General features: G+C 56.1%; 11 protein-coding genes. 6 read left to right on the forward strand and 5 right to left on the reverse strand.

Annotated elements, in window-relative coordinates; translation table 11 throughout:
• Positions 1–51: 51 nt before the first annotated feature.
• Positions 52–807 carry an IclR family transcriptional regulator gene (locus MJA45_RS09095; protein ID WP_315607972.1) on the reverse strand — a complete coding sequence of 252 codons (756 nt, stop codon included), beginning with the start codon at positions 805–807 and terminating at the stop codon, positions 52–54.
• A 185-nt stretch (positions 808–992) separates the two neighbouring features.
• On the opposite strand from MJA45_RS09095, the gene MJA45_RS09100 reads away from it, so the two are divergent.
• Genes MJA45_RS09100 through MJA45_RS09125 form a run of 6 tightly spaced genes read left to right on the forward strand, consistent with a single transcriptional unit; the run spans position 993 to position 7,454 of the window.
• Positions 993–2,108 (forward strand): ABC transporter substrate-binding protein, encoded by a 1,116-nt coding sequence (locus MJA45_RS09100; RefSeq protein ID WP_315606943.1) that lies wholly within the window; start codon positions 993–995, stop codon positions 2,106–2,108.
• A gap of 9 nt (positions 2,109–2,117) precedes the next feature.
• Complete coding sequence (locus MJA45_RS09105) at positions 2,118–3,221, forward strand: ABC transporter ATP-binding protein (protein WP_315607973.1); 1,104 nt, start codon at positions 2,118–2,120, stop codon at positions 3,219–3,221.
• Entirely contained in the window at positions 3,218–4,075 is an 858-nt protein-coding gene (locus tag MJA45_RS09110; protein WP_315606944.1) for an ABC transporter permease, read from the forward strand. Before MJA45_RS09105 ends, MJA45_RS09110 begins: the two co-directional genes overlap by 4 nt.
• On the forward strand, positions 4,072–4,875 hold the full coding sequence (locus MJA45_RS09115; RefSeq protein WP_315606945.1) for an ABC transporter permease: 804 nt from the start codon (positions 4,072–4,074) through the stop codon (positions 4,873–4,875). The genes MJA45_RS09110 and MJA45_RS09115 overlap by 4 nt, the downstream gene beginning before the upstream one ends.
• Positions 4,876–4,895: 20 nt before the next feature.
• Complete coding sequence (locus tag MJA45_RS09120) at positions 4,896–6,032, forward strand: M20 family metallopeptidase (RefSeq protein ID WP_407083150.1); 1,137 nt, start codon at positions 4,896–4,898, stop codon at positions 6,030–6,032.
• Positions 6,033–6,050: 18 nt separating this feature from the next.
• Complete coding sequence (locus tag MJA45_RS09125) at positions 6,051–7,454, forward strand: NAD-dependent malic enzyme (RefSeq protein WP_315606947.1); 1,404 nt, start codon at positions 6,051–6,053, stop codon at positions 7,452–7,454.
• Between the two features lie 134 nt (positions 7,455–7,588).
• On the opposite strand, the gene MJA45_RS09130 is transcribed toward MJA45_RS09125, so the two are convergent.
• From MJA45_RS09130 to MJA45_RS09145, 4 genes are read right to left on the reverse strand one after another with little or no spacing between them, the layout of a single operon-like run.
• Positions 7,589–8,722 carry a class I mannose-6-phosphate isomerase gene (locus MJA45_RS09130; RefSeq protein ID WP_315606948.1) on the reverse strand — a complete coding sequence of 378 codons (1,134 nt, stop codon included), beginning with the start codon at positions 8,720–8,722 and terminating at the stop codon, positions 7,589–7,591.
• On the reverse strand, positions 8,719–10,854 hold the full coding sequence (locus tag MJA45_RS09135) for a beta-galactosidase (RefSeq protein WP_315606949.1): 2,136 nt from the start codon (positions 10,852–10,854) through the stop codon (positions 8,719–8,721). The genes MJA45_RS09130 and MJA45_RS09135 overlap by 4 nt, the downstream gene beginning before the upstream one ends.
• The gene (locus tag MJA45_RS09140) at positions 10,847–13,447 is read right to left on the reverse strand and encodes a beta-mannosidase (protein WP_315606950.1); all 2,601 of its coding nucleotides are present in this window, start codon (positions 13,445–13,447) and stop codon (positions 10,847–10,849) included. The genes MJA45_RS09135 and MJA45_RS09140 overlap by 8 nt, the downstream gene beginning before the upstream one ends.
• Before the next feature lie 45 nt (positions 13,448–13,492).
• Positions 13,493–14,371: a carbohydrate ABC transporter permease gene (locus MJA45_RS09145; protein ID WP_315606951.1), complete on the reverse strand. Its 879-nt coding sequence runs from the start codon at positions 14,369–14,371 to the stop codon at positions 13,493–13,495.
• Positions 14,372–14,383: the final 12 nt, after the last annotated feature.

Consider the following 14,383-nt stretch of genomic DNA (forward strand, 5'->3'; position numbering starts at 1 on the left):
ATCGTGTTTACTTTTGTGGAGATTGGAGGCGGTCACCCGATAAGCAAACGCTTACCGACGGTACCCGAATTGCTTGGAGAGCTCTTTTGTCGTGTTCACGACTTCCCGCACCAGGGAGTCGGCAACCGGAAGGACGCGATCGCTAGGGCCAATGATGCTGATCGAGGCGTCGACGGATCCGTTCGCATCCCTAAGCGGAGCCGCGATTCCCGTCACTCCTTCATTGCGCATATTGGAGCTGATTTCATAGCCTGCCTGGCGTATAGCGCTCAATCTTTCTTTGATTTCCGCCGGATTCCTCATGGAAGAGGGAGTATAAGTCCGGATCTCGCTGGAGAGGACATCGTCTATCAAAGCCTCGCTCTGGAAGGCAAGGATCACTCGGGCAGCGGAGGTGGCATAGAGCGGAAACCGGCGGAAAACGTCCACATTAAACCGGATCGGGTGTTTGGATTCCTCTTTGTACACATAGATGGCATCATCTCCGTCGCGTATGCACAGACAAACGAGCTCTTGCGTCTTATCCGCCAGCTTCTCCAGATAAGGCTTGGCGAAATCCGTGAGGTTATGGTTCCGGAGAACCTGGTTGCCGAGCTCTAACAAGGTATACCCCAGAGAGTATAGCTTGTTCTCTTTGTTCTGCTTAATGAAGCCCTCGCTTTCCAGCGTCATCAGAAGCTTATGGACCGCTCCTTTCGAAAGCTCCAGCTGCTTGCTCAGTTCCGTCACGCCCATCTCCGTATGGGAGTCAAGAAACATCTTGAGCAGCCGGCAGCCGTTCTTGACGGATGAAAGGTGATTATCCATGTTCACTTCATTCTCTCCTTAGGGAAGCTCCCGTTACTTTTTGCCATAGTTTAGCATAAGGAAATTTAATTTCCTAGCTGAAAAATAAAGATTGCGAATGGCTGTAAGCGCATGCTAAACTTACTTGAGATTCATAAATAGAAAACAGTGTTCACATATGGTGAACGAATTACGGGAGGGTACATATGAAAAAATTAGGTGCTTTGCTAACCATCACAGCTGTATTAGGAACGGTTCTCGTTGGATGCGGTTCGACGTCCGACAAGACCGCCAGTTCATCGGCCAAGCCCGCTGATTCAGGCTCGGCTGCCGCTACCCTCTCTCCTGAGAAACAGCTGGTGATTGCGGGCAACGGCGCGACGGTTGAGCAAATGATGAAGGATGAGATTTTCAAGAAATTCAACGCCAAATATCCGGATGTGAAGCTGTCCTACGTCTCCGGTGTATCCACCGAAATCGTGGCCAAGGTGAAAGCCCAGAAAGCTTCCCCTCAGATCGATTTGACGGTTATTGAAGGAGGAGAGCAGGAGGGGGGCCGCGTCGAAGGACTGTGGGATACCCTTTCCGATAAAGATATTCCGAATATGAAGAAGGTCGGCGCCGATCTCCAAGTCAAGGATAACAGCGGCGTCGCCGTCAACTTTACCCCGATGGGGATATCCTACAATGCCGAGCTGGTAAAAGCCAAGGGCTTGCCGATTCCCGAGTCGTGGAACGACCTGACGAAACCCGAGATGAAGGGGAACTTGTCCATCGCGGAAATCTCCAGCAATTTCGGCCGGTCGGCCCTGATCATGCTGTCTTACGCCAACGGCGGCTCCGAGAAGAGCATGGATCCCGGCTTTGAGAAGTTCAAGACGATCGCAGGCTACCTGCCTACGTTCGCCAAGAGCTCCGCACAGCTGCAGCAGGATATGCAGAACAAAACGGCCGTTTACACGACCTGGACGCAAGCGAGAAGCCTGGTCCAGAAGGATGCCGGCCTTAACCTGGAATTCGTCGTACCGAAGGAAGGGACGAACCTGGTTCCGAATGTCGCCACTCTTGTAAAAGGCGCTAAGAACCCGAACGCGGCCAAGCTGTTTATCGATTTCCTGCTGTCGGATGAGGTTCAGAAGCTCTACGGCGAGAAGCTGTACTACCATCCGGCCACGGATATTAAGCTGCCGGCCGACATCGAGAGCAAGCTGAACTTCGATCGTAAGAAAGTCGTTAAATTTGATCTTGAGGTTGTTGGCAAAAGCACCCCAGACTGGTTGGACCGTTTCAATAAAGAAGTCGCTCCAAAAGTCGGAAAATAGGTGAAGACCGTGAGCAAAAGCTATGATGTAGAACTGATCAATATCCAGAAGCGCTTCGGCTCTAATATTGTGGTAGACAGCTTTAACTTGCAAATCGAGCGGGGAGAGTGCATCTCCTTTCTCGGCCCTTCGGGGTGCGGCAAAACAACAACCTTGAATATGATCGCCGGCTTCCTGGAGCCCGACCAGGGCGATCTTCTGATCAAAGGGAAGAGAATGAACGGGGTGCCCTCCAACAAGCGCGAATTGGGGATGGTTTTTCAGACGTATTCGCTCTTTCCGCACATGACCGTGTTCGAGAATGTAGCCTACGGTCTTAAGCTGAGAAAGGTAGCCAAGCCCGAAATTCGGGAGCGGGTAGGGAAGGTGCTGGAGCTGGTTCGGCTTCCGCATATGGCGGACCGGTACCCTAAGCAATTGTCCGGCGGACAGCGTCAGCGGATCGCGATCGCCCGCGCCCTTGTCACGGAGCCGTCTCTGCTTCTGCTGGACGAGCCGCTCAGCAACCTGGACGCCAAGCTGCGGGAAGAGCTTCGCGATGAAATGAAGCGGCTGCAGCAGGAAATCGGGGTCACCACTATCTTCGTCACCCACGACCAGGAAGAAGCCCTGTACATGTCCAACCGGATCGTCGTGCTGGACCATGGCAAGGTCGAGCAGATCGGAACCCCCTGGGATATTTACAACCGTCCCGCTTCGGAATTCGTTCATACGTTCATCGGGAAGTCGAATCGGATCGAAGGAACGGTAGGCCAGCTCTCCGGTCATGATCTTGGCCTTACGACAGACGGGGGACTTTCGCTAAAGGCCGTCCAACGCGGCCTTCCCTTGACGACAGGGGAGAAGGTATCCATCTATGTCCGTCCCGAGAAGATCTCCATTCACGTGAATGTTGAGATGGCGGAGAAGGGCAACCGGGTCAAAGGCGTGGTCAAGCTGGTTTCCTTCCTCGGCGCCTATACGGAATGCGAGGTTGACATCGGGCAAACCACCATGGTCGTGCGCGTAGAAAGCATCGAGCATGACGCCCAGCTGGCGCCGGGTGCGCCGGTATGGCTGGACTGGAGCCCGGACGACGTATTCGTCTTCCCGCGGAAGGAGAGCTTGGCATGAAGGACGGCCGCAACCGGAAACGGCGAACCGCCGTCTTGCTGCTCGCCCCCGCTATCGTCATCCTGATCGGCGTGTTCCTCCTGCCCATGGTCTATATTCTTATCCTCAGCTTTCAAGACAAGCAGGAGCAATTTTCGTTCGAGAACTATTGGCTTTTCGTGAAGGATCCCTATTACTTGCAGATTCTGTGGCGGACGATAAAGCTCAGTCTGTTGACCGTGGGAGCTTGTTTTCTGCTCGGCTATCCGGTTGCCCTTTACATGTCCCAGGTGTCGAACCGAATGAGAGGGATCATTACGTTCCTGATTATCGCTCCCCATCTGGTCAGCGTGGTCATCCGGAACTTCGGCTGGGTCATCATGCTGGGGGAGAAGGGGCTCATCAACAACTCCCTGCTTAAGCTCGGGTTGATCGATAAACCGATCCGGCTCATGTATAACGAGCTTGGCGTAGTGATCGGCTTGACCGACTCCCTTATCGTGTACATGGTTCTGGCCCTGGCGACCAGTCTCTATCAAATTGACGGCTCTCTATATAAAGCCGCCTCCATTCTAGGAGCGGGCCGGGTCCGCACGTTCTTTACCGTTATCGTTCCGCTCACCCTTCCGGGTATGCTGGCCGGGTCGACCTTGGTGTTCAGTCTGTCCATGAGCTCCTTCGTTACCCCCGCCCTGATGGGGGGGACTTCCGTCAAGGTGCTTCCGGTCATTGCCTACGAGAAGATCATGACCCAGTTAAATTGGCAGGTCGGGGCGGCGATCTCGTTCCTGCTGCTGTTATCCACAGTCGGCTTGGTCACGCTGTTTACCCGGCTGGTCGAAACCAAGCGCTATAAAGAGGTGTTCTCCTCATGATCAAAAAGCCTTCGCCTCTTGGCGTCGTTACGTTCTTGGTGGTCTTGTTCGTCATCTCGCCGCTCCTGGTCGTGATTCCGACCTCGTTCACCTCGGTCAAGTATTTGTCGTTTCCGGCGGTCGGGTTCTCCTTCCAATGGTATACCAAAATCTTGGATCGTCCCGAATTCATCGATTCGTTCTATTTCAGCCTGAAGCTCGCCGCCTTAACGGCCGTGATCTCCGGTATCCTCGGTACCCTGGCGGGACTCGCCCTGCACCGGTATAAATTTCGCGGCAGCGGCGTCATCAACAGCCTTCTGCTCATGCCCTTGACCGTGCCGGCTCTCATTGTGGGCATTGCGGTGCTGCTGTTCTTTACCCGGATCGGGCTGGCCGGGACCTTTACCGGTTTATTGCTCTCCCATATTCTGATCTCCATTCCTTATGTCGTTCGGCTGGTGCTGACCGGGCTCAGCTCCTTCGACTATACGCTGGAACGGGCGGCTTACATTATGGGAGCGAAGCCCTACCATGTCTTTAAAGACATCACCATGCCGCTGTTGAAGCCGGCCATCCTGTCGGGCATGGTCTTTGCTTTCCTGACTTCCTTTGACAACGTGACGGTGTCCCTATTCCTGGTATCTCCTTCCACAACCACCTTACCTTTGGCGATTTTCAGCCATATGCAGGAGTCCCTTGATCCTTTAGTGGCGTCTCTATCGTCGGTTGTCATCTTGTTTAGTTTGCTCTTTATTATTATTTTGGAGCGGGTCTACGGTCTCGACCGGTTGTTCGGATCCAACTCGCATTCCCACTAATGGGGTTTTGAAAGATGTCTTTGTCCATTCAAGAACAGATTAGATCCTATCTTCCTGAGTTTCTGAGGCTTCTGGAGGAAAGTGTTAATAGAGATTCCCCTTCCGGGGATAAAGCCCTTAACGATAAAATGGCCGATTGGTATTCGGCCCAATTCACTCGGCTGACCGGCGGACAAGTGGAGAGGGATTGCCATCCCGTTGCAGGCGACCGCTTGTTGGGCCGGGTGGGCAGCGGCTCCAAGAAGATTGTTCTTGTCGGGCATTACGACACGGTTTGGCCGAAAGGGGAAGCCGGCAAACGTCCTTTTACCATCCGTGACGGAAATGCCTACGGTCCCGGTGTCTATGATATGAAGGCCGGGCTCCTTCAGGCCATGTTCGCGATAAAAGCTCTTCAGAACCTGGGCCGCTTCCCTGCGGACAAACAGGTGATCCTGCTGATCAACAGCGACGAGGAAATCGGGAGCCCGAACTCGCGGGCCTGGATTGAACGGACGGCTCTGGACTCGCATGCCGCCTTCGTCTTGGAACCTCCGATGGAGCCGAGCGGCGCTCTCAAGACGGCACGCAAAGGGAGCGGCCGTTATAAATTGATCCTCAGAGGAAAATCCGCCCACGCCGGGGTGAATCCCCAGAAGGGGGTATCCGCTATTCAAGAGCTGGCCCTGCAGATTCAGCGGCTGCACGCCTGGACGGACTTCACGACGGGAAGATCGGTCAATGTGGGGGTCGTTCAGGGCGGAATCGGCAGCAATGTAGTGGCGGATTACGCTGAGGCGCAGATCGATGTCCGGGTCTCCTCCAGGGAGGATGCCGTACGGCTGGAGGAAGAATTCCGGGCGCTCCGTCCCTTTCATCCCGAAATCGGCTTGACCTTGACGGGAGGAATGACGCGTCCGCCTATGGAACGTACCGAGTCGTCGGGAGCCTTGTACGAATTGGCGAGACGGATCGCTCAAGAGGAAAACAACTTCGTGCTGGAAGAAACGTCAACGGGTGGGGTCAGCGACGGCAATTTTATTGCCGCCCTCGGGGTTCCGACGCTGGACGGGTTAGGAGCAAGCGGGGATTATGCCCATTCGCCGCTTGAATATATTCGAATCGGGGAAATCCCGTTCCGCACCGGGCTGCTGGCGCGGTTGATCGAGAGCTGTTAACTGCTTAGGGGGAAGAACATGTCCTATAATAGTGTAGTGATCCGGATGGAACTGATTCACGCGGAGGTTAACTTCGGAGAGGTGGCCTCGGCCATCGCGAAGGCCGGCGGGGATATCACGTCTATCGACGTGATACGCTCCGGGCCGGATTTTTCCGTCCGGGATATCACCGTGCAGGTTGGGGATTCGAATGAAACGGAAGTGATCCAGGCGCTTAAGGAGCTTCCGGGTACGAAGCTGATTAATGTGTCCGACCGTACCTTCCTGGCCCACCTGGGCGGCAAGATTTCGATCCAGCCGACTCTTTCGATCAAGAACCGCGACGATCTGTCACGGGTCTATACACCCGGAGTGGCGAGGGTCTGCACCGCCATCCACGAGAACCCGCGGAAGGCCTTCTCGCTGACGATCAAACGAAATACCGTCGCGGTCATTTCGGACGGTACAGCGGTACTCGGCTTAGGGGATATCGGCCCTCATGCCGCAGCACCTGTCATGGAAGGAAAAGCTATGCTCTTCAAGCAGCTGGCGGACGTCGATGCCTTTCCCATCTGTCTCGACACGAAGGATACGGAGGAAATCATCCGGACCATTCAAGCGATCAGCCCGATTTTCGGCGGCATCAACCTGGAGGACATCAGCTCTCCCCGCTGCTTCGAAATCGAGACGCGGCTGGCCGAAACGCTGGACATTCCAGTATTCCACGATGACCAGCACGGGACGGCGGTCGTGGTCATTGCCGGACTGATCAATGCGCTCAAAGTCGTCGGCAAGCGGATGGAGCATATCCGGGTCGTGGTGAACGGCATCGGGGCGGCGGGCGTGTCCATCTGCAAAATGCTGCTCGCGGCCGGCGTCACCCGGCTGGTGCCGGTGGACCGCGAAGGGGCCATCGTGTACGGCGGAAGCTACGAGCTTCCGATGTGGGACTGGCTGTCCAAGCAGCCCCAGGTCGAGGCTAAGCCCTGCAGCCTGAAGGAGGCGATCGTTGGCGCGGATGTCTTTATCGGGGTTTCCCGCGGAGGCCTTCTTCAGGCGGAGGACGTCCAGAAAATGGCGCCGGACAGCATCGTCTTCGCCATGGCGAACCCTCATCCCGAGATCGACCCTCAGCAGGCTCTACCGCACGTGCGGGTGTTTGCGACTGGAAGAAGCGATTATCCGAATCAAATCAACAATGTTCTCGTCTTTCCGGGGATTTTCCGCGGAACGCTGGATTGCCGGGCGCGGACCATCAATGAGCCGATGAAGCTGGCGGCGGCAAGAGCGATCGCTTCCGTTGTCTATGACAACGAGCTAAATGAGCAATATATCATTCCGAGTATTTTCAATGAACAGGTGGTCAGCAAGGTAAGGCATGCCGTTATAGAAGCGGCCATCCTAACGGGCGTAGCCCGGCGCATTCCGCCGGATTTCCGGTAACAAAAAAACCTCCGATCCCATCTCAGATGGGTTTCGGAGGTTTTTTTGTTTAGGGACAGGGACGTCAGTCCGACCATCAATATTATTTTTTGCGGGAGAGACTAACCGTCGAGGTCGCGATTCTTCTTATCGGATCATTCCACCGAGGGTGGAAAGCAACGGGCCAACTCTAGAGATCCATCCTGACCCCCTGCGAATTGAACCTGCCCCAGATGGGCCGGCAGAAACAGGTAATCTCCTTGCTCAATCGGCAATTCCCCGCCGGCCCACATGACCCTCCCTTGACCCGATAGCACGATGACAATGGAGAATCGGCCGTCCAATTCCCAGAAGGGACCGTCCGAACAGGCCTCAATGGTCAACCGGTTCAAGCTAAAATACGGCGTGTCTTCATACCCAATCAACTTTCGCTCCCTCCACCCGGCACCGGCTCCTGCGATCTGGTCACGGAGCCGGCACTTTCGGAGCAGTTCTTCCTCCGAATACGTGCGATAGTCGAAGCACTCGAACATCCTCTCGAACCCGATTCCTTGGTGAATGGAGGAATCGGACAGCTTGAACCCGGAGGGGGTGACCCGTTCCGTCCGGATAGTGATATCGGTCGGTTCCTGGATTTCGACCATCCAATTGCCGGGACCAATCGCATGAGGGAGTCCACCGCGGATCAGCATGACGTCCCCTGGAGAGGGATACAGCTTGTGCAGGGAGCGGATCATCGCCTCCCGGTCTTGGTCGGCAAATAACCGTTCCCATTTCTCCCGCGTCATTCCCGGTTTGAAGCCGCACAGCACGTAAGGAGCTTCCCCATTGATTCGCCTTCCGCCGAGAAACAGCCACGCCTCTGTCTTGCCGTACTCGGAACCAAACAAGCGCTGCGCCGCCGCTCGGTCCGGATGCACCTGAATGGCCAGCCGTTCGGCCGAATCGAGGAGCTTGACCAGAACGCCCACGCTCGTTCCGTAGCGGTCCACGTGCCCTTGGCCGAGCATTTGCCCAGGCATGGCTTCCAAGAGCGACAGCAAGGAAAGGGGGGGATCGGATGTCCCTGCAAGCAGGCTGAGTCCTTCGTCCTGCAGCGGCTCCCGCCCAGGGTTGCGCGCTCTGACGGTAGAAGCCACCCATTCTTCCGGAAAATGACCGTCGCGGACGGGCTCATCCTTCCCCTGCCACCGGTCAAGCAGGGCACCGCCCCGGTAGGTGCGCCACACCCGGTTTCGGCGCAGCTTAAGCGGGCGCGGCGGTTGGAGATACGCAATCAGGTCGTTCATCGGCGTTCCACGCTCCAGACGGAAACGTCCCGCGCTTCCAGCCGGCAGGGGAAGCGGAGGGTTCCTTTTCTCTTCTCCGCGATCTGTTCGAGATTCTTATTCAAATCGGTGATGCAATAGGAGGCGGGTTCTCCCTCGTTCCCGGACTCCCATTCGAGCGGAAGCTCTACCCAAGATTCCACAGGCTGTTCCGAGTAGTTGAACGCGCAGACGATCCACGAGATTTCGCTTTGCATGACGGTGACCTTCAAGAGATCGGATTCAGACCGGCACCCCCGAAGGCCGAATCGGTCGGCCAGTCCTCCGGCGAACGCCTTAACCCCCTCGTCTTGATGCTGCTGATAACCAAGCCACAGGAACGTGCCGATCATGAGGAAACGGCCTTGCCCGACAGGGGTATGCGTAATGCCTGGCCATCCATCCTCATAGGCGAAGAGTACTTCAACGTCGGGTTTCTCAAGCGAAAGCAGCTTCCGCTCATAATGGCCCGCTATACGAAATCCGGCAGCCGCCTGGCCATGACTGGCCGCATGGAGCTGCAGGCCTTCGATATCCACGTCATGCAAGCGCAAGCCGAGCACATCGTTCAGCGGTCCGCCGGGAAGGGCAGCGTGCAGAAGCCCGTTATCGTCAATTTCCCCGCATTTGCCGTCCCAGACGATCGTTCCGCCGTTCTCCGCATATCGGATCAGGGCGGCTGCGAGAGAATCATCAACAGTAAGCTGGTTCGTCACGAACAGAACGCGGTAGCTGCCCAGCCTATCGTCCCCCACGTCACTCGGGGTGACGAAGTCGGCTTCCACCTGATTGTCCCAAAGTGCCTGGTACAAACCCGCGATAGAATCGGTGTAGATGGACGTAGACAAGTAGCTCCGATAGTTCATGGTGAAGGCCTTGGTAAAATCATGATTCAGCTTATCATACAGGATGGCGGCTTTTGGGCGGACCGGCATACAAGCTTCGAAGGCAGCGGCTTTGCTCTTTAGGACGTCGGCGATCCGCCTCGCCTCTTCCGCCCGGGGAGTAAGATCGCCCCGGCTGTCGACCAGGCCGCGGCCGAAGGTCTGGAGGCCTTTTGGAAACGGGTGCCATTTCCAATAGAGGATCCCTTTGGCCCCATTCATGATCGCTTCCCAATTCCACCAGCGGAGCTCATGCGGGTGAACCAGGCTGCCCGGGTTGAACAGCGCCTGGTGGTGGCTTTGCAGCTCGGAGATCCAGAAGCGGCCGGTTTTGGAGCACGAGCGGGTTGCGGCGAGCACTTCCCAGCGGAGCGCCGGCCCCATACCGGGAGGCGTCACCTTAGGGTAGAGCGAGATGCCGAATTCATCCACGTTCTCCGCTACGTTGCGGTCATCCTGCGGCCGGTCGTACGCCCAATCGTTAACCAGCCCGGAGCCGATATTGTCGGCAATGACCGGACGCGTGGGGTCGACGGCCTTAACGGCGGCCGCCCATTCCTTCAGGAGCATCCCGACGTTCTCCTTCTTGAACTGGTTATAATCCACCATGGGCATCACGCTTGCCCACAGCCAATTGGTAAAGTGTACTTGCTTCCAGTCGGTATAGCAGCGGTCCCATACGTCGTTCAACTTCCCGATCGAGCCGTATTTGTTCCGGAGCCATTCACGGAAGACGTCCAGTGTGTAAGAGTCGTAAGAGGAGAACATCGTCTCATTCCAAATATCGTAGCCGTACAAAGCCGGGAAATCGCGGTACGCAAGGGCGGCCTCCTCATAATGACGTGAGATAAGGGTCTTTACCTCCGGATGATTGTAATTCAGGCAATCGAAGGGCATCGCACCCAGATTCGGCCGGTTGCCGTTTGGGTCGACGCAGAAGTATTCTTCTTTCATTCGGAAGTCGGGAGCATACTCGAGCGACGTAATTTGCCCCGCCAGCTCCATGATGATCTGCAGCCCGAGTTCCTCCGCCATCTTCAGGATCTCTTGTCCGGTGTGAAAGGGATAAGATGGCAGCGTGCGGTCCTCCCACCAGAACACCGCCGGCCAGATGACGACGGTGTTCATGCCGAGCTCCTTGATCTGCGAGAGCGACCGGCGAATGTCGGGGAGCGAATACTCCCGCTGGATTTTAAGAACCGTCCCGTAGGCAAAAGGCTTTCTATCCATGACGCACCTCCTGAGGCTGATCGATGGAGGGCGTGGGGGGACTTTTACATAGATCGAATAGGGAGGTGACGTTCAGCCTGCCCGCGGAGGATCGAACGAACGCAGGATTCTCCGGATCGGAGGCGCGGGCGTAGAAAAGGATCCGCTCCGGCTGTCCCGGGATCAACTCGAAGTCGTTCCGGCTGAAGCAGCCCTCCTTCTCGGAAAGGAGCCAGACACGGGAAGCCAGTACATTCGTCTCGAGCACGTACACGGGACCGTCGGGTTCCGGAAGTTCCTTAATTCGAATGGCCGGACGGGATAGGGGAAGCTGTCGGGCCGAAACGAAATAGTGAACACGACGGGCAGTGAGGACTCCGTCCTCCTCCAACTCCACAAGCAGTAAACGGTCCTCCGGTGCGGCATCCTGCAAGAGGCTATCGACGGGAAGATTCACGGCTAGTAAAGAAGAACCGGCTTCCACTGAAATGGATTCTCTGTATGGCTCCGAGCGCAACTGCCCGCTTCGGTCGTATACACGAAGGCGTAAGGAAGCCTGAATGGCATAGGGCCGATCGGACAAAACATACACCGCCACCGAATCCTCCGGCCGATTGTCCATCGACAAGGTAAGATCCTGATAGGCTTCCCGCACGGCATACTGCATTGCCTTCCATCTGCCGAAATAATCCATACCCGCCCAGGAAGCGACGGGCCAGCAATCGTTCATCTGCCAGTAAAGCGTGCCCATGCACAACGGCCTCCTTCTGCGGTGGGCCTCAATGGCCATTCGCATGGCATCTGCCTGAAGCAGCTGGCTCATGTGGAGGAACGAACGGAAATCGTTCGGCTCGTTCATGGCTTGGCGCATATAGCTTTGGATGAGCAGATTGCCCCGGTTATTCTTCTGGTGAGCCAGCATGACGTCCGAGGTCAGCTCCAGATCATGCTCAAGGGCGTACGAGAGGACCGTCCGCAGCTCGGGAAACGATTGGAAGCCGTATTCGCTCATGAAGCGCCCGACATACACGTTGTAGTTTTCGAAGGGCTCCTCGGCATGCCATACGCCCCAATAGTGGATGTCGCCGCTCTGCGATGTATAGCCGGAATGCCGGGTCCCGTCCTCGCTAAGACCCGCCATAGGAGACGACGGCCAATAGGAGGCCCCCGGTGCATAGGCCTCGGTAACTTCAGGGAGTACCTTATGAAACAGCTCTAGGTAGTCCTGCCATATTTCACGGCGGGCATCCGCAGGATACTGCTCCTTCCAGCCCCAACCGGCGTCCTCCAAATAATGGGACCAGGCTGCATCGATTTCATTATTGCCGCACCATAACGCAAGGCAGGGATGGTTACGCAGCCGGACGAGATTGTCCTGGGCTTCGGCACGCACGTTCTCGATAAACGCAGGGTCTCCGGGATACATGCTGCAGGCGAACATGTAATCCTGCCAGACGAGCAGTCCGTATTCGTCACATAGATCATAGAACACGTCCTGCTCATAGATTCCTCCGCCCCAGACCCGCAGCATATTCATATGGGACTCCGCTGCCGTCGCTATTTCATGACGGTAACGCTCAGCCGTCACTTCCGTGACGAAGCTGTCGTTCGGGATATGATTTGCCCCTTTTGCAAAGACGGGAATTCCGTTCAGCTCGATATAGAAGGAAGTGCCGGAATCGTCCGGCTCCCGGACAAGCCGAACGGAGCGAAGACCGGTACGGACCGTCCGCACTGCCGTACTCCCCTCCGAATGCTTCAGCTCCGCTGTGAAGGAGTATAACGCTGGGGCACCGAGCCCCCTGCACCACCAGAGATCAGGCCGCTCGATCTCCACCTCGAGCTCGATCCGGTGATGTCCGGGTGTAAGCGAAACCGGCCTGGTCCAAGAGTGGCCACGGTCGCTCGACAGCACCAGCTCTCCTTCCCAGCCGCGGCTCGTCTCCACCTCGACCAACGCGGTCAGGCGTGCCTGGTCCGCCGTGACGCCGTCCTGGCGGATAAACAAGTCCGCCATGCGGGCATCCGACCAGGCCTCGAGGTAAAGCTCCCGCCAAATGCCGCTTGTTACGAACCGGGGCCCCCAATCCCAGCCGTAGTGATAAGGCGCCTTACGGGCATATACGCTGACCTTACGCTCGCCAAGTCCGCCATCCTCGGAATGATCGTTGATCGCGGGAAGACCGTAAGGCTTGGTCTCCAGAATGGCTAGACCTTCATGAACAGGCGAGCGGAATAGGAGATGAAGGTGATTTTCGGCTGGCTGGAGCAGCGGCTTCCCATCCGCTCTCCAGGTTCGGAACATATTGTTGGTTCGAAGGAGGGGCCGGCCGTTGAGGGTAATCTCCGCATAAGTGTCCAATCCTTCAAAGACGAGCTCCACCCGGTCGCTTTTCAGCAGTTCAGGGGAAACATCAAAGTATGTTTCATACTCCCAGTCCTTCTTGTCAATCCATTGAAGGTCATATTCATTGGTTCCGAAGAACGGATCGGAAATAACGCCGTTTCTTACCAAATCCCTATGCACGCAGCCCGGTACGGCAGCCGGGAGCCACTCGTTCTCCCCGGCGGCTTTGAAATTCCAATCGTTCAGCAATGGTTTAAGAATTGTCATGACTTGCTCCTTATCGAATGTGGGATGGGAGGGCCATCCCTTCCATCAGCCCTTGATCGAGCCGATCATGGCCCCTTTGACAAAGTGTTTCTGCAGGAAAGGATAGACGATCAGGATCGGGATCGAGGCGACGATAATCGCCGCCATCTTTACGGTGAAGACGGAGATGTTTCGTTGGTAGCTGACATTGACACCGGAAGACTCCAGCGCGGCGTTCGTGTTATTGATCAGATCGCGGAGCACCATCTGCAGCTGCCACATTTCTTTGGTGTTGATGTAGAGGACCGAGGAGAAGAAATCGTTCCAATAGGAAACGGCAATGAATAAGGAGATGGTGGCGATAACGGCGTTCGACAGGGGAAGCACGATCCGGAAGAAAACCGTCAGATCGTTCGCTCCATCGATTTTGGCCGCCTCCTCCAGCTCCTCCGGGATGCCTCGGAAGAAGCTGACCATAACGAAGATGTTCCAGGCTCCGATCGCATTGGGGAGAATGAGTGCCCAATAGGTGTCCATCATGTGCAGATTTTTGATCAATAGGTAAGTGGGGATCAATCCGCCGCTAAACAGCATCGTAAAAAGGATGAGAAAAGAGAAAAGCAGGCGACCGCGCAGCCTCTTCTTCGATACGGCATAGGCTGTCGTTGCCGTAAAGAAGGTGCCGACGGCTACGCCGCCAATCGTGGACAAGACGGTGACCCGGAAGCCGGAAAGCAAAGAGACATTCGTGAGCACGGCCTTGTACGATTCCAGGGAAAACCCTTTGGGGATAAGAAAAAAACCTCCTCCGGTCGCCTGGATCGAATCGCTCAGTGAACCCATGATCATATACCAGAACGGGTAGATCATGACGACCATCAAGAGACACATGAACACGTAGTTAAATAAGTGAAACATTTTCTCGCCTGCTGATGTCCCGACCATGCCGCTCCCTCC

The sequence above is a fragment of the Paenibacillus aurantius genome, assembly GCF_032268605.1.
In the GTDB taxonomy this organism is placed as follows: Bacteria; Bacillota; Bacilli; order Paenibacillales; family NBRC-103111; genus Paenibacillus_AO; species Paenibacillus_AO aurantius.